Source organism: Pseudomonas sp. WT-JTC, assembly GCF_056711565.1.
In genome coordinates this window covers 815,221-834,710 of the sequence record NZ_CM160042.1, presented here as the reverse complement: position 1 = coordinate 834,710, position 19,490 = coordinate 815,221, and the positions used below count along the sequence as shown (strand labels likewise).

The 19,490-nt window shown below is 58.5% G+C and carries 18 protein-coding genes, 1 tRNA gene and 1 pseudogene; 5 read left to right on the top strand and 15 right to left on the bottom strand.

Annotation, left to right across the window (positions count from 1 at the left end; genetic code table 11):
• The first annotated feature begins 130 nt into the window (after nucleotides 1–130).
• Together cra and AC06G5_RS03665 are read left to right on the top strand one after the other, a co-directional pair.
• On the top strand, nucleotides 131–1,126 hold the full coding sequence (gene cra, locus AC06G5_RS03670) for a catabolite repressor/activator (RefSeq protein ID WP_413421579.1): 996 nt from the start codon (nucleotides 131–133) through the stop codon (nucleotides 1,124–1,126).
• 3 nt (nucleotides 1,127–1,129) lie between these two features.
• On the top strand, nucleotides 1,130–1,906 hold the full coding sequence (locus AC06G5_RS03665; protein ID WP_413703598.1) for a TatD family hydrolase: 777 nt from the start codon (nucleotides 1,130–1,132) through the stop codon (nucleotides 1,904–1,906).
• On the opposite strand, the gene AC06G5_RS03660 is transcribed toward AC06G5_RS03665, so the two are convergent.
• From AC06G5_RS03660 to ampD, 4 genes are all read right to left on the bottom strand, one after another.
• The gene (locus AC06G5_RS03660) at nucleotides 1,907–2,296 is read right to left on the bottom strand and encodes a hypothetical protein (protein WP_413421583.1); all 390 of its coding nucleotides are present in this window, start codon (nucleotides 2,294–2,296) and stop codon (nucleotides 1,907–1,909) included.
• A gap of 258 nt (nucleotides 2,297–2,554) precedes the next feature.
• The gene (locus AC06G5_RS03655) at nucleotides 2,555–3,259 is read right to left on the bottom strand and encodes a methyl-accepting chemotaxis protein (RefSeq protein WP_480459853.1); all 705 of its coding nucleotides are present in this window, start codon (nucleotides 3,257–3,259) and stop codon (nucleotides 2,555–2,557) included.
• A gap of 1,517 nt (nucleotides 3,260–4,776) precedes the next feature.
• Nucleotides 4,777–5,613 carry a regulatory signaling modulator protein AmpE gene (ampE, locus tag AC06G5_RS03650; RefSeq protein WP_413421585.1) on the bottom strand — a complete coding sequence of 279 codons (837 nt, stop codon included), beginning with the start codon at nucleotides 5,611–5,613 and terminating at the stop codon, nucleotides 4,777–4,779.
• The gene (gene ampD / locus AC06G5_RS03645) at nucleotides 5,610–6,170 is read right to left on the bottom strand and encodes a 1,6-anhydro-N-acetylmuramyl-L-alanine amidase AmpD (protein ID WP_413421587.1); all 561 of its coding nucleotides are present in this window, start codon (nucleotides 6,168–6,170) and stop codon (nucleotides 5,610–5,612) included. The genes ampE and ampD overlap by 4 nt, the downstream gene beginning before the upstream one ends.
• A 252-nt stretch (nucleotides 6,171–6,422) precedes the next feature.
• Here ampD and nadC point away from each other — a divergent pair, with 252 nt between their 5' ends.
• The gene (gene nadC / locus AC06G5_RS03640; protein ID WP_413703599.1) at nucleotides 6,423–7,271 is read left to right on the top strand and encodes a carboxylating nicotinate-nucleotide diphosphorylase; all 849 of its coding nucleotides are present in this window, start codon (nucleotides 6,423–6,425) and stop codon (nucleotides 7,269–7,271) included.
• Nucleotides 7,272–7,401: 130 nt separating this feature from the next.
• On the opposite strand, the gene AC06G5_RS03635 is transcribed toward nadC, so the two are convergent.
• On the bottom strand, nucleotides 7,402–7,707 hold the full coding sequence (locus tag AC06G5_RS03635) for a DUF6388 family protein (protein ID WP_413703600.1): 306 nt from the start codon (nucleotides 7,705–7,707) through the stop codon (nucleotides 7,402–7,404).
• A 302-nt stretch (nucleotides 7,708–8,009) separates the two neighbouring features.
• Between AC06G5_RS03635 and AC06G5_RS03630 the strand changes: the two genes are divergently transcribed.
• Together AC06G5_RS03630 and AC06G5_RS03625 are read left to right on the top strand one after the other, a co-directional pair.
• A complete protein-coding gene (locus AC06G5_RS03630) occupies nucleotides 8,010–8,516 on the top strand; it encodes a hypothetical protein (RefSeq protein ID WP_413703601.1) in 507 nt (168 codons plus the stop codon).
• A 613-nt stretch (nucleotides 8,517–9,129) separates the two neighbouring features.
• Nucleotides 9,130–9,897 (top strand): sterol desaturase family protein, encoded by a 768-nt coding sequence (locus tag AC06G5_RS03625; protein WP_480458992.1) that lies wholly within the window; start codon nucleotides 9,130–9,132, stop codon nucleotides 9,895–9,897.
• A 338-nt stretch (nucleotides 9,898–10,235) separates the two neighbouring features.
• On the opposite strand, the pseudogene AC06G5_RS03620 reads toward AC06G5_RS03625, so the two are convergent.
• The 10 genes and pseudogenes from AC06G5_RS03620 to nusA form a co-directional block, all read right to left on the bottom strand.
• Nucleotides 10,236–10,472, bottom strand: a pseudogene (locus AC06G5_RS03620) (integrase); the annotation flags it as partial.
• Nucleotides 10,441–10,659 carry a hypothetical protein gene (locus AC06G5_RS03615; RefSeq protein WP_413421743.1) on the bottom strand — a complete coding sequence of 73 codons (219 nt, stop codon included), beginning with the start codon at nucleotides 10,657–10,659 and terminating at the stop codon, nucleotides 10,441–10,443. The pseudogene AC06G5_RS03620 and the gene AC06G5_RS03615, both read right to left, overlap by 32 nt.
• Nucleotides 10,634–10,834, bottom strand: a complete 201-nt coding sequence (locus AC06G5_RS03610) for an Arm DNA-binding domain-containing protein (protein ID WP_413421597.1) — start codon at nucleotides 10,832–10,834, stop codon at nucleotides 10,634–10,636. Before AC06G5_RS03610 ends, AC06G5_RS03615 begins: the two co-directional genes overlap by 26 nt.
• Nucleotides 10,835–11,016: 182 nt before the next feature.
• A tRNA-Thr gene (locus tag AC06G5_RS03605) sits at nucleotides 11,017–11,092 on the bottom strand.
• A gap of 140 nt (nucleotides 11,093–11,232) precedes the next feature.
• Nucleotides 11,233–13,338 (bottom strand): polyribonucleotide nucleotidyltransferase, encoded by a 2,106-nt coding sequence (gene pnp, locus AC06G5_RS03600; protein ID WP_008018779.1) that lies wholly within the window; start codon nucleotides 13,336–13,338, stop codon nucleotides 11,233–11,235.
• 209 nt (nucleotides 13,339–13,547) lie between these two features.
• A complete protein-coding gene (gene rpsO, locus AC06G5_RS03595) occupies nucleotides 13,548–13,817 on the bottom strand; it encodes a 30S ribosomal protein S15 (protein ID WP_011332409.1) in 270 nt (89 codons plus the stop codon).
• 142 nt (nucleotides 13,818–13,959) lie between these two features.
• Complete coding sequence (gene truB / locus AC06G5_RS03590; protein WP_008018780.1) at nucleotides 13,960–14,877, bottom strand: tRNA pseudouridine(55) synthase TruB; 918 nt, start codon at nucleotides 14,875–14,877, stop codon at nucleotides 13,960–13,962.
• 3 nt (nucleotides 14,878–14,880) lie between these two features.
• On the bottom strand, nucleotides 14,881–15,282 hold the full coding sequence (gene rbfA / locus AC06G5_RS03585) for a 30S ribosome-binding factor RbfA (RefSeq protein ID WP_007973108.1): 402 nt from the start codon (nucleotides 15,280–15,282) through the stop codon (nucleotides 14,881–14,883).
• Between the two features lie 159 nt (nucleotides 15,283–15,441).
• Nucleotides 15,442–17,967, bottom strand: coding sequence for a translation initiation factor IF-2 (gene infB, locus AC06G5_RS03580; protein ID WP_413421600.1), 2,526 nt, complete (start codon nucleotides 17,965–17,967; stop codon nucleotides 15,442–15,444).
• Between the two features lie 27 nt (nucleotides 17,968–17,994).
• Nucleotides 17,995–19,476 carry a transcription termination factor NusA gene (gene nusA, locus AC06G5_RS03575; protein ID WP_007988680.1) on the bottom strand — a complete coding sequence of 494 codons (1,482 nt, stop codon included), beginning with the start codon at nucleotides 19,474–19,476 and terminating at the stop codon, nucleotides 17,995–17,997.
• Nucleotides 19,477–19,490: the final 14 nt, after the last annotated feature.

Genomic DNA, 19,490 nt, shown 5'->3' with positions numbered 1-19,490 from the left:
ACGTTACTCGATAATGTCCCATCCTTGAAGCTCAACTTGTCGGATGCGTTGCGACAATGGTCACCTGCCTTAATCGGTTAGGATTGACGAAAATGTCGAGGCAATCTCGAAAAAACAAGGAAACAGCGGGTTGAAACTCAGTGATATCGCCCAGTTGGCCGGTGTGTCCGTCACCACCGCCAGCTATGTCATCAATGGCAAGGCCGAACAACAGCGCATCAGCAGCGCCACTGTCGAACGCGTGCGTGCGGTCGTCGAACAACATGGCTTCACGCCCAACCCACAGGCCGCCGGTTTGCGCAGCCGACACACGCGCACATTGGGATTCATTCTGCCGGATCTGGAAAACCCCAGTTACGCGCGAATCGCCAAGTTGCTGGAGCAAGGCGCGCGAGCCCGGGGTTATCAGTTGCTGATCGCCAGTTCCGACGATGCACCGGACAGCGAACGGCAATTGCTGCAACTGTTCCGCGCCCGGCGTTGCGACGCACTGATCGTTGCCAGCTGCCTGCCGGCCGGCGACGACAGCTATCGCCAATTGCAGGCCAAGGGCATCCCGATCATCGCCATCGACCGGGTCATGGAGCCCGAGCATTTCTGTTCGGTGATCAGCGACGACCGCGAGGCCAGCCTGCAACTGACCCGCAGCCTGCTGGAGCCGCTGCCCAGGCAGATCGCGCTGATCGGCGCCCGCCCGGAGCTGAGCATCAGCCGGGAGCGTGCCGCTGGCTTCAAAGAGGCTCTCGCCGGGTTCAACGGTGAGGTGCTGATCGAAGAAGGTGAGTCCTTCAGCCGCGAGTGCGGTAAACAATTGATGGAAGAGTTGCTGCAGCGTCTGGGCCATTTACCCGATGCCCTGGTGACCACATCCTACGTGCTGCTGCAGGGCGTGTTCGATGCGCTGCACGACTTCCCGCTGAAAAACCGTCCGCTGCGCCTCGGCACGTTCGGCGACACCCAGTTGCTGGACTTCCTGCCACTACCGGTCAACGCCATGGCCCAGCAACATCAACTGATCGCCGACAAGGCCCTCGCGCTGGCCGTGGCCGCCATCGAGCAGTCGGATTACCGGCCCGGCGTACAAGCCATCGCGCGGACGTTCAAGCAGCGTATTCGCCAGGATTGAACCGTGGAGCTGATCGACACCCACACCCATCTGGATTTTCCGGACTTCGACGCCGACCGCCAGGCGCTGCTGGCCGACAGCCGCGCCCTCGGGGTACGGCGGATCGTGGTGCTGGGGGTTTATCAGGCCAATTGGCAGCGGGTCTGGGAGCTGGTGCAGAGCGACCCCGACCTGCACGCCGCGTTCGGGTTGCACCCGGTGTATCTGGACGATCATCGACCGCAACACCTGAGCGAACTCGGTGACTGGCTGACACGCCTGGCTGGCCATCGGCAACTGTGTGCGGTGGGCGAGATCGGCCTGGATTACTTCATCGAAACCCTGGATCGCGACCGTCAGCAGGCGTTGTTCGAGGCGCAATTGCAACTGGCGGCGGATTTCGATCTGCCGGCATTGATCCATGTACGGCGTAGCCATGCGGCGGTGATTGCCACGCTCAAACGGTTTCGCCTGAAACGGGCCGGCATCATCCACGCCTTCGCCGGCAGCCAGGAAGAGGCTCGCGAATACATCAAGCTCGGTTTCAAGCTTGGCCTTGGCGGCGCCCCGACCTGGCCCCAGGCCCTGCGCATGCACCGCGTGCTGGCGCAGTTACCGCTGGACTCGGTGGTGCTTGAAACCGACTCGCCGGACATGGCACCCGCCATGTTCCCCGGCCAGCGCAACAGCCCGGCACACTTGCCGGCGATCTGCGCGGCACTGGCGCAATGGATGGCAATCAGCCCGGAACAACTGGCGGCTGCCAGCACCGCCAACAGCTGCGAAGTGTTCGGCTGGTAATCAGTCGGCGTGAGCCCTGGCGGCCTCCAGGATCAGCGTCAGGTGCTGGCGCCTGCGGAAGTAACGCACCACCGCGAAATACACGAATATGGCAATCAGCGAAGCATTCAGCTGCTCGATGACGCTGAGCATACCCAGCCACTCCATCACCAACGCCACCAGCAAGGCGGTGCAGACCATCATCCGCAGGCTGGCGCGCAACAGCGAAAAAGAGTCGAGCGACTTGAAGCGCCTGATCTGTTCCGGGCAACGTAACTGAAGGTGTTTCTGGCAGTGGGCACAGGCAAACGCTTCATTGATAGCGATGGCATTGAGTTGCCAGGGTTGAAGCCGCAATGTGCGCTGACAATGCGCACAGCGCCCCTGGACTCCTGTTGTCGCAACAGACATAACCGGTTTCCTCCTTGCGCTAAGCGGCGTAGATCTTCCTTGATTGAAATCCAAAAACCAGCGCACGGAGAGAATCAGGATGACTCCCACCAGGAAAGGGAAAAAGTATTACAAAACATTCTGACAGTACACCAAACCTGTGGAAGCGGGCTTGGTCCGGGCGGCGTTCCGACGAAGATGGCGGCACACTCAGCATCAATGTGACTGAACGATCGCTTTCGCGGGCAAGCCCGCTCCCACAGGGTCCCGAGGAGAATTTCAGACCCGGAATGCACTGATCAACTGTTTCAACTCGACGACCTGAGCCGACAACGCCCGGCTGGCATCTTCGGTCTGGTGTGCGCCTTCAGCGGTGCGCTCGCCGGCGCGATTGATCTCGACGATGTTCTGGTCGATGTCGTGGGCCACGGCAGTTTGCTGCTCCACCGCGGCGGCAATCTGCTGGTTCTGGTCGACGATCATGCCGACCGCTCCCAGAATGTTTTCCAGCGCCTGCTGGACCTTCTCCGATTGCCCCACCGTGCCGTTGGCCATTTCATGGCTGGTGCCCATGGCCTTGACCGCCGCGCCGACACCGCCATGGAGCTTGGCGATCATCTGCTCGATTTCTTCGGTCGATTGCTGGGTCCGTTTGGCCAGGGTCCGGACTTCATCGGCCACCACGGCGAAACCACGGCCCTGCTCACCAGCCCGAGCCGCCTCGATGGCGGCATTGAGCGCCAGCAGGTTGGTCTGTTCGGCGATGCTCTTGATCACTTCGAGCACGCGGCTGATGGACTGGCTGTCGCTGGCCAGTTGATTGATCACCAGCACCGATTGATCGATCTCGCTGGCCAGCGCGGCAATGCTGCCTTGCTGCGACTCCACCAGACCGCGACCGCTGATGGTCTCATCGTTGACACTGTGGGCACTGCTCACCGCCGCCGCGGCGCTGCGCGCCACTTCCTGGGACGTGGCCGACATCTGGTTCATGGCCGTGGCCACCTGTTCGATCTGCGTGCGCTGCCCGGCAACGGCCTGGTTGCTTTGCGCGGAAACGTTTTCCACTTGCCCGGCCTGACGCTCGACTTCGCTGACGGTCTGCCCCACCCGCTCGATCAGGTCATGGATTTTTTTCACCGTACCGTTGAACACCTCGCCCAACTCCCCCAGCTCATCGCGGCTGTGGGCGCTGAAGGTCACGGTCATGTCCCCCGCCGCCACCTTGTCCATCACCGCCCCCAGGCGCTTGAGCGTGGTGCGGGTCGAGGCATAGAAAGCGCCGTAGAGATAGAAGATCAACACGAACACGACCGATAACGCCACCGCCTGCAAGACCATGTGCGTGCGGTTCTGTTCCAGGCGTTGCTGCAACTGCGGGCCCAGATACTTCAGGGTCGCTTCGTTGAGTTGGTAAGTCTGGTCCATCAGGGCGCTGACTTGATCGTAAAAACCCTGCCACGGCGCATCGAGGGTGTCGGCCATGACCACTTGTTCTTCGAACAGCTCGCTGGCTTTCTTCAAGGATGCCCGGCTGCTATCGGCCTGAGCGGCCAAGGTATCGCGTGCGGCTCTGCTGGAACCCAGGGCATCCTGCAACTTCAAGCCATACTCGGCCTGGAGCTTTTCAATCTGCGCCAGCAATTCATCGAAACGGGTGCTCGAAGCCGAGTTGATGAACCCCTGCCCCAACGAATAAGAGCCCATTGCCCGACCTTCACCCAGAATCTGGGTGACGCGTGGCGTGACGAGGGTGACGAGTTCGCTCAACTGGCGCATGTCGCTCTGGTTGTCGCGACTCAAGCCCGCCTGGCTGGTGATGAGCTGGCTGAAAACCTGCGCGCTCCCCACCAGCTTGCCAATCAAGGCGCTTTTGCTTTGAAGGGAGGTTTCCGTTTGCTGGGCCTTGAATGCGGCGACCATTTCATCGCGCTTGCCATCAAACACCGCGACCTGCTCCGGATCGCTGGTCATCGCCGTCAGCCCTTGCAAGCGAGTCAGAATACTCTGCTCAAGGGCGCTGATTTTCGATTCGACATTGCCGGCCTTGCCGGATTGGCCGAGGCTGACATTGATCTGTACCAGGTTGTTCAGGGTTTCCAGATCGCGCCGTAACGTCAGGCTGCTGCCCAACAGGTCGAGACTTTGCAGTTCGATGCGCGTGCCCTGGAATTCGCGGTAGGAGTCACGCACCAGATAGAAGTTGGTCACCAGCATCGGCACCAGGAACAGTACGCTGATCAGGCTGAACTTCATGCCGAAGCTCAGGCGATTCATCAGTGCGACAGCGGGATAGAGCAAGCTCTTCACTGGATGTCTCCCTTCAGTTTTTTATTTTTTTTATTGGCAGGCGCAGACCGGGAGCAGATAGCCACTATTCGGCGCTATCTCTGTATAACTTAAATCGGCAGGAGGTTTTGTAACTTAAGGTTAACGACAGGGCGATGCACTTCGGACAAGTGATCACCCTGTTGCGAGGGGAGACTGCTCTGACTACAGCGCTATGACAGGACCGTCCACAGCGCAAACCCGGCATACCAGAGCACCGCAGCACGCAGCAGCAGTTCCCAGATACGGTCCAGGTTGTTGATACCTTCTGCGCCAGCCACCGGTGCCGGAATTTCACCGGCCACCAGCCCGATTTTCTCGATCAATTGCGCGGCGCTGATGTTCCAGTTCAGCAGCTCATGCAACATGACCCGACTGACCGCGACAAAATTGCCGACCAACGCCAGGCTCGCCGCCAGCAGACGCACCGGCACCCAGTCGAAGGCATGACGCAGTTGCCCGGCGCGTTCGACCACCGCAGGACTTTTCCCGTGCTCTTCGGCCAGCGCCAGCAGCCGATAGCTCAGCGCCGCGACCGGCCCCAGCAGGAAGTACCAGAAAATCACCGCGAAAAAGCTGTGGTACGCCTCCCACAGCAAATGCCCTTCGACCTGTTCAAGCAGTTGCTCGCCACTGTCCGCGCAGATATCCAGGTCGCGCTTGGCGACATGGGCCGCGGCTTGCAGGTCCTCCCGACGCCAGGCATCGCGGAACGGCCCGAGGTCGCCCAGCAGATCACCGCGCCCCAGGCTGTAGATCACCACCAGCAAATGGATCGGCAACGCCAGCAAGCCGTAGGCCACCGGCTCGATGATGACCAGCAGCAAACCCAGCAACGCCACCGGCAACAAGACCATCACCGACAACACCAGCCATGGCCGGTCCGAAAGTCGCGGGCTGGCCTCAAGCCTGTTCAGCTTGTGTGTCCATCCACTATCGCGCTGAACGCGATGGCGCAAGGCCGAAAACTTCTCGATCCACACTGCCAACAGCAACACCAGAAAACTCATCGTCCTTCCTCTTTTGCCAGTGCGGCCCGATAGCGTGCCCAGTCGAACGCCGGCCCCGGATCGGTTTTGCGCCCAGGGGCAATGTCGCTATGCCCGCAGATGCGTTGTGCGGTAATGCCCGTGAAGGCGCTTTGCAGCTGCCGGGTCAGGGCCGTCAACGTCTCATATTGGGCATCGGTGAACGGCAGATCATCCGTACCTTCCAGTTCGATGCCTACGGAAAAATCGTTACAGGTTTCCCGCCCCTCGAAACACGAGACGCCGGCGTGCCAGGCGCGCTCAAGACAAGAGACAAACTGAGTGACGGTGCCGTCACGTTCAATCAGAAAGTGCGCAGATACTCGCAGGTCGGCGATCCCTGCAAAGTAGGGATGTTCCGTGACATCCAGACGATTCTGGAAAAATTCCTGCACCTTGCCGGTCTGAAATTGCGCGGGCGGCAGACTGATGTTGTGGATCACCAGCAGGGAAATCTCGCCCTCGGGGCGCGCATTGAAGTTGGGTGAAGGGCATAAACGCACACCCTGACACCAACCGCTCGCGGGGTCCAACTGCATACCGACTCCTTCAACGTCGACTGTGTTGGCACAGTATGCCGCGATAATCCATCGCGGCGCGATCACTTGCCGCGTTTAAGGCGCTTGAGGTTGCCGATCTGAAACAGGCGCTTGTTCGGAATCGACGGCCAACGCCGACAACGCCAGGGTTTCGACCAAATGCAGGCACCAGCGCCAACGTAACGCGCTGATGCCTTGGGTTGGTCGCTGACATGGCCCTATAATCGAGCCACTTTGTTTGTGGAGTCCGTTATGCCGAATCTACGTCTCGCCGATCTGACCGCCGAAATCGAAGCCAACGTGCGCCGTGCGTTGCGTGAAGACATCGGCAGCGGCGACATCACCGCGCAGTTGATCCCGGCCGAACGCCTGGCCAAAGCCACCATCATTACCCGCGACGCAGCCGTCATCAGCGGCACCGCCTGGGTCGATGCGGTGTTTCGGCAGCTCGATCCGCGAGTGGCGGTGCACTGGCAAGTTGCCGACGGCGAACGGGTGACGCCCAATCAGGTGCTGTTCCACCTCGAAGGCCCTGCGCGCTCACTGCTGACCGGCGAACGCAGCGCCCTGAACTTCCTGCAATTGCTCTCCGGCGTAACGACCCGCGCGCAATACCTGGCAGACTTCGTGGCCGAGACTCAGGTCAAGCTGCTCGACACCCGCAAAACGCTGCCGGGGCTGCGCCTGGCGCAAAAGTACGCAGTGACCTGCGGCGGTTGCCACAACCACCGCATCGGCCTGTATGACGCCTTCCTGATCAAGGAAAACCACATCGCCGCCAGCGGCGGCATCGCGCAGGCGATTGCCGCCGCGCACAAGATCGCCCCGGGCAAACCGGTCGAGATTGAAGTGGAAAGCCTGGATGAACTGAAAGAAGCGCTGGCAGCCGGTGCCGACATCATCATGCTCGACGAACTGAGCCTGGACGACATGCGCGAAGCCGTGCGCCTGAATGCCGGCAAAGCCAAACTGGAGGCCAGCGGCGGGATCAACGAAAGTACGTTGCTGCCGATTGCACAGACCGGAGTGGATTACATTTCGATCGGTGCAATGACCAAGGATGTGAAGGCGGTCGATCTGTCGATGCGCCTGAGTCTCTGATCACACGTATGTGAGTTGCCAAACTGCAGGAGCGAGCTTGCTCGCGATGGTCGTTAACGATGACGCGTGTTTCCTGGATGCACGCGGCGTTCTTTAGTCCATCGCGAGCAAGCTCGCTCCTGCATGAGTGTCAAACCACCAGATTGTTCATCTCGCAGTACTCTTCCCACTCGACGCCCAGCACTTCGGCCGCTTCTTTATGCAGCTTCAGGCGCTCAACCTCGTACTCTTCCGGGGTGGTGGTGTACTTGAGCGTCAACTCCCACGGCTGCAAGCCCTGGGCTTCCGCCTCATCCTCGAACGCCCATTGAATCTGGTCTTTCTGATCATCGGGACTCAAGTCCTTGATCTCGTCCATCAGTTCGGGAGCATCCAGCACGTACTTCTTCAGCGCTTCTTCGTGTCGGGCTTGCTGGGTCATCTCTTTAACGGTCATGTTGTTCTCGCTGATCTGGGGAATGGAAGATGGATCTGGATCATCAAGGATCTCTCTGACGCAGAAGAACCGCTTGTAGTCCGGTCTGTCTGGCCTTCAGAACCATTCGGGATCATCTGAAAACTGCTGGGCGAAGCTCATGCAGGCTCCGAATATAGGATGTTTGTCGGACGATTTACACGACTCTTTACATCTCCCTGCAAAAAGTTGTGCACACGATGTGTTGATGGCGACTGGAACATAAATTCATATTCAGAGTCATAGCAATGTGCCATGTCGGCACTTCACAAGGAACCTCAGTGATGCACAGCTTTTCGAAGTTTTCGTCTGTTCTGTCCGCAACGGTGATGACAACCTTGCTGGGGGCCCTGGCGCTGCCGGGAACCGCACTGGCCAGTGTTGAATTGAGTAGCGGCTACACGTCCTCTGGCGACAGGTTCACGGTCATTCACAATGAATACGGCAAAGAGGTACTCATCAGAAGCGAATACAGCGTCGACGATCTGAAAGAAATGCAGGAGACGATCAACAATCAGACCCGGCAGATCGAAGAGCTCAAGCGCAGCAGCGGTTCCAGCTCAAGCTCCAGCAGCAAGGAAATCGACGAACTCAAGCGCACGGTGGCCGAACAGGAGCGCGACATCAACAACCTCGGCAAGCAGGTTGAAGAACTCAAACGCAATAGCGGCTCCAGCTCCAGTTCAAACAGCAGTGAGATTTCCAGCCTGAAGCGGGAAGTCAGCGATCAGGACCGCGAACTCGATAACCTCAAGCGTACCGTCGAGGACTTGAGCAGAAAGGTGAAATAACCGAGGGGATCTGGTCGAGACAGGGGTCGAACATACTATCTAAAGACCACTTAATTGCTGGACCTCAATATTATTAAGCTCGCCATGTATACCTAAACGTATACCTAAAACGGGAAGTACCCTTATTTTTCCGCCTCCAGTCGGTCGCCAATGCCGACGCCCTCCCCCGTTTTGCCGTCGCCGGGTGGCGATTGTGACCATCATTGCTCTCCCCGTTTAGGGATGGTGGTTAGGAATGCACGTTTTGAAGAGATGGAAAAATAGTTTGGCCGCAGCGGCCGATACTGCGAACGCTCAAACTTTTGACGCCGCACCTCCCGGCACTTCCTCATGCTCGCCCAAGACGGCTATTTTCCAAAAAACCATGAATTTATGGTTGAAACGGACAGGGGCCGGTCTTTGAGGCGAAGGCTCCAGGGTTTTAATCTACCCTTCCAGTCGATGAAGCGTCGCGGCGGCTTGTTGTGGAGTGGTCATGGGCTACTATCATAAAAAATCGCCGAAGCGGATGGTTGATGTGGTGACTAAGGACAAGAAGCGGCCAGGTCGATAATACAAAAAAATACCAAACACCGCTGTTCGTAAGACACTACGTTGAGAAGAGCAGATCAATATGGACATTAAAGCCACCTTACTCGGTACCCTCCCGCTGTTGGCCATCTTCGTGATCGCCCTTCTCATCGAGCGCATCAATCCAGCCCAGGTGCAACCATTAAGGTCGGTTGGCTTTAATCTGGTCTACACGCTGTTGTACGCCTTGGCGCAGGCCGCAATTGTTCCGTTTGTCTCCGCTGCCACCGTTGTCGCCGTCAATGCTGCAGGTGGTGGTTGGATCGATCTGCCGAGCACTGGTTGGGGGCTACTGTTCGGCTTTCTGCTTTATGCTTTCACGCTCGACTTCATGGAGTACCTATTCCATCGTGCGCAGCATCGGTTTCCGGTGATGTGGGCCATGCATTCGTTCCACCACAGCGATACGGCGCTAAACGCAACCACTACCAGCCGGCATCATTGGGCTGAATACGGGATTAAGATGCTGACGATCTACATGCTGACCGGGGTGATCTTCAAAGCAAATTCCGCCATCGTCGGCCTATACGCGGCCATCAGCTTCTACAACGTGTTCTCCCACATGAATATCCGAATTGGCTTCGGCCGCATGTCGTTCGCTCTGAACTCGCCGCAATATCAACGCATTCACCACTCGGCACTGCCTGAGCACTACGACTGCAATTTCGCAGGGCTGTTTCCGATCTTCGACGTGCTGTTCGGCACCTACCGTCAGCCGCGCGCGGGGGAGTTTCCACCCACCGGACTCGACAACAAGAAACCGCCGTCCGGCCTGATCGATGCGATCATCTGGCCCGCCCGGACGAAGTAACACGGATCAGGTACAGGCGAACACGACGGCGCACGGTTCGCGGACGTCCTTAAGGCTGATATCTGGATAGACGCCCATCAATACTTTGTAAAAGTATCCGCCATCCACTGGAGTATCCAAGGCTCGACCTGTTCGCCCCTGTAAACCCGGCTAATGAAGCGATCGAGCATCGAAAAATCAAAAAAAGCATGGTCCTCTTTCGACGAAGTCCTATCCCTTACCCGAGCGAAAAGCTCGTCCAGATCATCGTTTGCAGAAGGGTCCCATGCCAAGACAAGCTTCCGAGGATCATCCTCGTCAGGCACAGCCTTCCAGCGATCAGTCCCTGACTCAGCCATTTACACCCCCCGCGCCATCACAATGCCCTCTTCAATGTCCTGATGTGCAAAATCATAGGGCGTGATGTGCTTTTCCCGGTTGGCGTCCAAGTACTCAGCCCACCACGTCATCATCAGTCGGCGCTCTTCCAAGTGCTCAGCCTTGTGGATACAGGCCGCGCGCACGCCGTTGCACTCTTGGTGGCTCATTTGCCGTTCAATCGCGTCACGCGACCATAGGCCGGACTCGACCAGAGAAAAGATCGACCTCAATCTCTTTCAGCACCCTGACCGCGTGGTACTTCGACCATTTGCCGGCCATGCTGGCGTGCCATTCCCGGGCCACCGTCTCAAAGGTATGCCCCGCTTCACTGGCCGCCTCGATCTTTGCTTGCTTAGCGCTCTCGATGGGGTCTTGGTTATGTGCCAGCAACTCGACGTGCACGGGCGGCTTTCAGATTGAGGGCCGGGTAGTTGCCGAACGTAGCCAGACCGGGCTTACCGCTTGGCTTTTTATACTTGAAGCGCCAGACCTTGGTGCCGGTAGCCTTTACAAGCAAAAAAGCCCTTGCCCGTCGAACAGGGTGTAGTCCTTTGTGCGGGGCTTGGCGGCCTCGCACTTGGGGTCGGTAAGGGGGGGACGGTGCGCGCCATAGGTATACGCCTCGATATCGAACCGATATATACCTAAATCTTGGGGCTGTACAGGAACATACGAGGATATTCAGACACAAAAAAACCGGCTATAAGGCCGGTTTCTCTAGGTTTCAGGTGTTTACGGGAACCTCTGAAATCATACTATTGGTGCCCGAGACAGGAATCGAACCTGCGACCTTCGCGTTACGAGTGCGCTGCTCTACCGGCTGAGCTACACGGGCTGTGGGCTAAACCTAGCACTGAGTTTCGGCTCCGGCAACGTTGCCAATCATCTCTGTGATCTACAAACAAAAAAATGCCCCACCGTTTTCACGGCGGGGCATTTTTTTACAACGTTGAAGCAGTCAGGCGTGGAGCGTGATTAAACGCCCGAAGCCTTGGCCGCTGCCACGTCCTTGATGGACAGTTTGATACGGCCGCGGTTGTCCACGTCCAGTACCAGCACTTCCACTTCCTGGCCTTCTTTCAGGATGTCGGTCACTTTCTCAACGCGAGCATCGCTCAGCATGGAGATGTGAACCAGACCGTCCTTGCCCGGCAGGATGTTGACGAATGCGCCGAAGTCGACGATGCGCTCAACCTTGCCCACGTAGATCTTGCCGATTTCGGCTTCAGCGGTGATACCCAGAACGCGCTGACGTGCTGCTTCAGCCGCTTCCTTGGTTTCGCCGAAGATCTTGATCGAACCGTCGTCTTCGATGTCGATCGAAGCCTTGGTCTCTTCGCAGATCGCACGAATGGTCGCGCCGCCTTTACCGATGACATCACGGATCTTGTCGGTGTCGATCTTCATCGCGATCATGGTCGGAGCGTTGGCCGACAGTTCGGTACGCGACTGGCCAATGATCTGGTTCATCTGGCCGAGGATGTTCAGGCGCGCTTCCAGGGCTTGGCCCAGAGCGATTTCCATGATCTCTTCGGTGATGCCCTTGATCTTGATGTCCATCTGCAGCGCGGTGACGCCTTTGGCGGTACCGGCTACCTTGAAGTCCATGTCGCCCAGGTGGTCTTCGTCACCCAGGATGTCGGTCAGGACGGCGAATTTCTCACCTTCTTTAACCAGACCCATGGCGATACCGGCAACCGGCGCCTTCATCGGCACACCGGCGTCCATCAGGGCCAGGGAAGCACCGCAAACGGAAGCCATCGAGCTCGAACCGTTGGATTCGGTGATTTCCGACACGACACGGATGGTGTACGGGAACACGTCAGCGGCAGGCAGCATGGCCTGAACCGAACGACGGGCCAGACGGCCGTGACCGATTTCGCGACGACCAGCGCCACCCATGCGACCACACTCGCCCACCGAGAACGGAGGGAAGTTGTAGTGCAGCATGAACGGGTCTTTTTTCTCGCCTTCCAGGGTGTCCAGCAGCTGTGCGTCACGGGCGGTGCCCAGCGTCGCGACTACCAGAGCCTGGGTTTCGCCACGGGTGAACAGGGCCGAACCGTGGGTTTTTGGCAGAACGCCGACTTCGATGTTCAGCGGACGCACGGTGCGAGTGTCGCGACCGTCGATACGTGGCTTGCCGTTTACGATGTTTTCGCGAACGGTGCGGTATTCGATTTCGCCGAAAGCCGCTTTGACGTCGGCAGCGGAAGGCTGGCCTTCTTCACCGGACAGTTTGGCAACGACCTGATCCTTCAACTCGCCCAGGCGAGCGTAACGGTCGGCCTTGACGGTGATGGTGTAAGCCTGGGAGATCGCTTCGCCGAACTCGGCACGGATGGCGCCCAGCAGTTCGGTGGCTTCGGCTTGTGGAGCCCAGGTCCAGGTTGGCTTGGCAGCTTCGGCAGCCAGCTCCTTGACGGCCTGGATCACGGCCTGGAACTCGTCGTGGGCGAACAGTACGGCGCCCAGCATCTGGTCTTCGGTCAGCTCTTTGGCTTCCGATTCAACCATCAGAACGGCTTCCGAAGTACCGGCGACGACCATGTCCAGGCTCGAAGCAGCCAGTTGCTCGTAAGTCGGGTTCAGCAGGTAGCCGGTGCTTTCGTGGAACGCAACGCGTGCAGCGCCGATCGGGCCATCGAACGGAATGCCGGAGATGGCCAGGGCAGCCGAGGTACCGATCATCGCAGCGATGTCCGGATCGGTCTTCTTGCTGGTGGAAACGACGGTGCAGACAACCTGCACTTCGTTCATGAAGCCTTCTGGGAACAGCGGACGGATCGGACGGTCGATCAGTCGGGAAGTCAGGGTTTCTTTCTCGGAAGGACGGCCTTCGCGCTTGAAGAAACCGCCAGGGATCTTGCCGGCAGCGTAAGTCTTTTCCTGGTAGTGAACAGACAGAGGGAAGAAGCCCTTGCCTGGATCGGCTTGCTTGGCACCGACTACGGTCACCAATACGCTGACGTCGTCGTCAACGGTGACCAATACTGCGCCGGAGGCCTGACGGGCGATACGGCCAGTCTCGAGGGTAACGGTCGACTGACCGAACTGGAATTTTTTAATTACCGGGTTCACGGTGTCCTACCTTCTTTGTGGCTCTTGGGGGAACTGGTTTCTTGCGAAATTCTTGGGCAACGCCGGGAATCGGCCCGACCGGTTGTCCGGAGTACACTCACACAGGTAAAGCAGGTATCCAGATAAAACTTGAGGCTGGAAGCCTGCCATGCGCTGGCGGGAAACCCGCTGACGCACGACAGACAACCAACCTCTAGCGCAATCGCTTATTAGCGACGCAGACCCAGGCGAGCGATCAGAGCGCTGTAACGGCTCACGTCCTTGCCTTTCAGGTAGTCCAGCAGCTTACGACGCTGGTTAACCATGCGGATCAGACCACGACGGGAGTGGTGGTCTTTACCGTTGGCCTTGAAGTGACCTTGCAGTTTGTTGATGTTGGCGGTCAGCAGTGCAACTTGCACTTCTGGCGAACCAGTGTCACCAACGGCTTGCTGGTAGTCAGCAACGATTTGAGCTTTTTCTTGAACGTCGAGAGCCATGAGGCAATCCTTTTATCAGGAAACTGTTTCAGAAAAACAGTTTCAACAGGCCAGGGACAAATCCCTGTATCTATAAATGAGTAGTGACCGCGCCTGTTAACAGCCACACTCGCCGACCTGCTGTTACACAGGCCGGTTCCGGTCATTCTGACCGAATCAGTCGACGCGGCGCGATACGCCCGTCTTCGCTCACTTCACCGATACCGATGAAGCGACCATTGTGATCCTGTACCCGCACCATGCCGAACTTCGGAGCATCCGGGGCACGTACCGGCTGGCCGTTGAGCCAGTAGAACGCGCTCGCTTCCGAGAACTGCAACAGTGGCCAATCCAGCAGGCCGCTGTCCGATGGCATCAGGAAGCGATCGACCGCTTCGTTGCCGCCTTCGGCATGTACCGCTTCCAGCTCTTCCAGAGTAACCGTCTGCGCCAGGGTGAATGGCCCGGCCTGGGTACGTCGCAGTTCTGCAACGTAAGCGCCACAACCGAGTTGCTCACCGATATCCTCCACCAGGGTACGGATATAGGTGCCTTTGCTGCAATCCACCGCCAGCCGCGCAGTATCACCTTCGAAGGCCAGCAATTCCAAGCGCGTAATAGTAACAGAACGCGGTTCGCGCTCCACTACTTCGCCTGCACGAGCCAGCTTGTACAGCGGCTGGCCATCACGCTTGAGTGCCGAGTACATCGGCGGTATCTGACTGATTTGCCCACGAAATTTCGGCAGTACAGCCTCGATGTCGGCGCGACCAACGGTCACCGGGCGCTCCTGCAGAACTTCACCTTCGGCATCCGCCGTGGTGGTCGTCTTGCCCAGCTGCGCCAGGGTTTCATAACCCTTGTCGGAATCGAGCAGGTATTGCGAGAACTTGGTCGCCTCGCCGAAGCACAACGGCAAAACGCCGGAGGCCAGGGGATCGAGACTGCCGGTATGACCTGCCTTTTCGGCGTTCAGCAACCAGCGAACCTTCTGCAAGGCCGCGTTGGAGGTAAACCCCAGCGGCTTGTCGAGCAGGATAATGCCGCTGACGTTACGACGGATACGTTTGACCTGAGCCACCGATTACTCCTTGGTGTCTTCGGCTTCTGCCGCAACCGGATGCTGATTGTCTTCAGCCACTGCGCGTTCGATCAATGCCGACAGATGCGCACCACGCACGACGCTTTCGTCGTAGTGGAAGTGCAGCTGTGGAACGCTGCGCAGCTTCATCTCGCGAGCCAGCTGCATGCGCAGGAAACCGGCGGCAGAGTTCAGCACCTTGATGCTTTGTGCGATTTCTTCGGCGCTGTCCTGACCCATCACGGTGATGAAGATCTTGGCGTGACCGACGTCACGGCTGACTTCCACTGCGGTAATGGTGACCAGGCCGACGCGCGGGTCTTTGACTTCACGACGGATCAGTTGTGCCAGCTCGCGCTGCATCTGATCGCCGATACGTTGGGTACGGCTGTATTCTTTTGCCATGTATTGTTACCTGTTACTGCCCCACGGTGAAACCCGTGAGGTCTGAAAGCGGCAAACGCCCGGCCTGACAAAAGCCAGACCGGGCGTTGCGTTTAGAGTCCTGGTGACGAGCTGCGCACTTGCATGCGGCTACCCGTCACGGCTCTTGAAGTGCGCGAATTAGAGGCTGCGAGCAACCTGCACCTTCTCGAAGACTTCGATCTTGTCACCGACCTTGACGTCGTTGTAGCTCTTCACGCCGATACCGCATTCCATGCCGGCACGTACTTCGGAAGCGTCATCCTTGAAGCGGCGCAGGGATTCCAGCTCGCCTTCGAAGATAACGATGTCTTCACGCAGTACACGGATTGGACGGTTACGGTGAACGACACCTTCGATAACCATGCAACCGGCGATCGCGCCAAACTTCGGCGAACGGAACACGTCACGCACTTCGGCGATACCCAGGATGTTCTCGCGAACATCGCTGCCGAGCATACCGGTCAGGGCTTTCTTGACGTCTTCGATGATGTCGTAGATCACGTTGTAGTAACGCATGTCCAGACCTTCCTGCTCGACGATCTTGCGCGCGCCGGCATCGGCACGCACGTTGAAGCCGAACAGTACAGCGTTGGAGGCCAGTGCCAGGTTGGCGTCGGATTCGGTGATACCACCGACACCGCCACCGACCACACGCACTTGCACTTCGTCGTTACCCAGGCCATTCAAGGCGCCGTTCAACGCTTCCAGCGAACCACGGACGTCGGATTTGAGGACGATGTTGAGCGTCTTCTTCTCTTCCTGACCCATGCTTTCGAAGATGTTTTCCAGCTTGCCGGCGTGAGCGCGAGCCAGTTTGACTTCGCGGAACTTGCCTTGACGGAACAGAGCCACTTCACGGGCTTTCTTCTCGTCGGCAACCACGCTCATCTCGTCGCCAGCGTCCGGAGTACCGTCCAGGCCGAGGATCTCGACAGGGATGGCCGGACCGGCTTCCTTGATTGGCTTGCCGTTCTCGTCGAGCATGGCGCGAACGCGGCCATAGTTCGAACCGACCAGGACCATGTCGCCCTGACGCAGGGTACCGTCCTGAACCAGAACGGTAGCCACCGGGCCGCGGCCCTTGTCCAGACGGGACTCGACCACGACACCACGACCAGGAGCCGACGGAGTTGCAGTCAGTTCCAGGACCTCGGCTTGCAGCAGTACCGCTTCGAGCAACTCGTCGACGCCAGTACCCATTTTCGCCGAAACCGGTACGAATGGCGTGTCACCACCCCACTCTTCCGACGTCACGCCGTGTACCGACAGTTCGCTACGGATGCGATCGAGGTCAGCACCTGGCTTGTCGATCTTGTTCACAGCGACAACCAGCGGAACGCCAGCAGCCTGAGCGTGCTGAACAGCTTCGATGGTTTGCGGCATTACGCCGTCGTCCGCTGCAACCACCAGGATCACGATGTCGGTCGCCTTGGCACCACGGGCACGCATCGCGGTAAACGCGGCGTGACCTGGGGTGTCGAGGAACGTCACCATGCCACGGTCGGTTTCAACGTGGTACGCACCGATGTGCTGGGTGATACCACCGGCTTCGCCAGCAGCAACCTTGGCACGACGGATGTAGTCGAGCAGGGAAGTCTTACCGTGGTCAACGTGGCCCATTACGGTCACGACCGGCGCACGGGAAACCGCTTCACCTTCAAACTTCAGGGACTCGGCCAGGGAATCTTCCAGGGCGGTGTCGCTGACCAGGGTCACTTTGTGGCCCAGCTCTTCGGCAACCAGCTGGGCAGTTTCCTGATCCAGTACCTGGTTGATGGTCGCCGGGGTACCCAGTTTGAACATGAACTTGATGATTTCAGCAGCCTTGACCGACATCTGCTGAGCGAGATCGCCAACAGTGATGGTCTCGCCGATCTTCACTTCGCGCACGACAGGGCCGGTTGGGCTCTGGAAACCGTGGGCGTTGCGTTTCTTCAGCTTGGCCTTGCCGCGACCACCACGACGGAAGCCATCGCTTTCTTCGTCGGTAGTACGTGGGGCAACACGTGGAGCAGGCGCCTTTTCCTTGACCGAAGCACGATGCGGAGCGTTTTTGCGCTCGCCATCGCCGCCACCGCGACGATTGTTGTCGTCGGCACGTGGCTTGTCCGGACGACGCTGTTCGTCGCGCTTGCGAGTGTCCGCCGCAGGAGCCGGGGCAGCCGCAACGACCGGAGCGCTTTCGCGCACAGGCTCGGCAACCGCAACAGGCGCTGCAACAGCTTCAACAGGAGCGGTCGGCGCAGCAGCAGGCTGGCGACGCGCTTCTTCTTCGGCGCGACGCTTGGCTTCTTCTTCAGCCTTCTGACGTGCAGCATTTTCTACTGCGCGACGTTCATCCAGTTCACGCTTGCGCTCGGCTTCGATTTCTTCCGGGCTGCGCTGTACGAAGACTTTCTTCTTGCGTACTTCAACGCTGATGCTTTTGCTGCCAGCAACACGCAGGGTGCTGGTGGTTTTACGCTGCAGCGTAATCTTGCGTGGTTCTTCCACTTTCGCCTTGTGGCTGCTTTTCAAGTGAGTCAGCAAAGATTGCTTCTCACTGTCAGTCACATGTTCTTCGGCGGCGGTGTGCGGCAGACCTGCCTCACGCATCTGCTGCAACAGGCGCTCTACCGGTGTTTTGACCTCATCGGCCAGTTGTTTCACCGTGACTTGCGTCATGCACTTCTCTCCTCAGGCCGCGCCTAATTACTCGAACCAGTGGGCTCGGGCGGCCATGATCAACTTGCCGGCACGATCATCGTCAATGCCGTCGATGTCGAGCAGGTCGTCAATAGACTGCTCGGCCAGGTCTTCGCGGGTAATTACGCCGCGCACCGCCAGTTCCATCGCCAAATCCTTGTCCATACCCTCAAGCGAGAGCAGGTCTTCGGCCGGATGGGCGTCTGCCAGCTTTTCCTCAGTAGCGATGGCTTTGGTCAACAAGCGATCCTTGGCACGAGCGCGAAGCTCGTTGACGATTTCCTCGTCAAAGCCGTCGATGTTGAGCATTTCTTCCAACGGTACGTAGGCAATCTCTTCCAGGCTGGTGAAGCCTTCATCAACCAGCACCTGAGCCAGTTCTTCGTCGACTTCCAGCTCGTCGATGAAGTTGCGCAGGATGTCGCCGGTTTCTGCTTGCTGCTTAGCCTGGATGTCCGATTCGGTCATCACGTTCAGGGTCCAGCCAGTCAACTGGCTGGCCAGACGCACGTTCTGACCACCGCGACCGATGGCCTGAGCCAGATTGTCTGCGCCAACGGCGATGTCCATTGCGTGGGCATCTTCGTCAACGATAATTGCCGCAACCTCAGCCGGGGACATGGCGTTGATCACGAACTGAGCCGGGTTGTCGTCCCACAGAACGATGTCAACACGCTCACCGCCCAACTCACCCGACACTGCCTGGACGCGCGAACCGCGCATACCGATGCAAGCGCCTTGCGGGTCGATGCGTTTGTCTTTGGAGCGAACGGCGATCTTGGCGCGCGAACCCGGATCACGGGACGCAGCCATCACTTCGATCAGGCCTTCGGCAATTTCCGGCACTTCGATGCGGAACAACTCGATCAGCATTTCCGGCGCGGTACGCGACAGGATCAGCTGCGGGCCGCGGTTCTCGGTGCGGATTTCCTTGAGCAGCGCACGCAGACGCACGCCAACCCGGAAAGTTTCGCGAGAAATGATGTCTTCACGGGCCAGCAACGCTTCAGCGTTGTTGCCCAGATCAACGATCACGTTGTCGCGGGTGACTTTTTTCACGGTGCCGGAGATGATTTCACCCAGGCGCTCGCGGTAAGCGTCAACAACCTGAGCGCGCTCGGCTTCGCGAACTTTCTGCACGATGACTTGCTTGGCAGTCTGTGCAGCAATGCGGCCGAACTCGATGGACTCGATTTTCTCTTCGACGACGTCACCGACCTTGGCGCCAGGGTGCGTTTCGGCAACCTTGCTCGGCCAGGTTTCGATGGCCGGATCGTCCAGGTCTGCTTCTTCGACGACCGTCCAGCGACGGAATGTCTCGTATGCACCCGTGTGGCGATTGATTTCCACACGCAGATCAACTTCGTCTTCGAAACGCTTTTTGGTAGCAGTGGCCAGGGCCAGCTCCAGCGCTTCAAAAATAACGTTTGCCGGTACACCCTTTTCGTTGGATACCGACTCAACAACCAGCAGTACTTCTTTGCTCATCGTACGCCTCGCCT

Coding starts and splice junctions, on each gene's coding strand:
- AC06G5_RS03660 (WP_413421583.1), bottom strand. CDS start 2,296: ATGTCTGTTGCGACAACAGGAGTCCAGGGGCGCTGTGCGCATTGTCAG.
- AC06G5_RS03655 (WP_480459853.1), bottom strand. CDS start 3,259: ATGTCGGCCACGTCCCAGGAAGTGGCGCGCAGCGCCGCGGCGGCGGTG.
- ampE (WP_413421585.1), bottom strand. CDS start 5,613: ATGAGTTTTCTGGTGTTGCTGTTGGCAGTGTGGATCGAGAAGTTTTCG.
- ampD (WP_413421587.1), bottom strand. CDS start 6,170: ATGCAGTTGGACCCCGCGAGCGGTTGGTGTCAGGGTGTGCGTTTATGC.
- nadC (WP_413703599.1), top strand. CDS start 6,423: ATGCCGAATCTACGTCTCGCCGATCTGACCGCCGAAATCGAAGCCAAC.
- AC06G5_RS03635 (WP_413703600.1), bottom strand. CDS start 7,707: ATGACCGTTAAAGAGATGACCCAGCAAGCCCGACACGAAGAAGCGCTG.
- AC06G5_RS03630 (WP_413703601.1), top strand. CDS start 8,010: ATGCACAGCTTTTCGAAGTTTTCGTCTGTTCTGTCCGCAACGGTGATG.
- AC06G5_RS03625 (WP_480458992.1), top strand. CDS start 9,130: ATGGACATTAAAGCCACCTTACTCGGTACCCTCCCGCTGTTGGCCATC.
- rpsO (WP_011332409.1), bottom strand. CDS start 13,817: ATGGCTCTCGACGTTCAAGAAAAAGCTCAAATCGTTGCTGACTACCAG.
- rbfA (WP_007973108.1), bottom strand. CDS start 15,282: ATGGCAAAAGAATACAGCCGTACCCAACGTATCGGCGATCAGATGCAG.
- infB (WP_413421600.1), bottom strand. CDS start 17,967: ATGACGCAAGTCACGGTGAAACAACTGGCCGATGAGGTCAAAACACCG.
- nusA (WP_007988680.1), bottom strand. CDS start 19,476: ATGAGCAAAGAAGTACTGCTGGTTGTTGAGTCGGTATCCAACGAAAAG.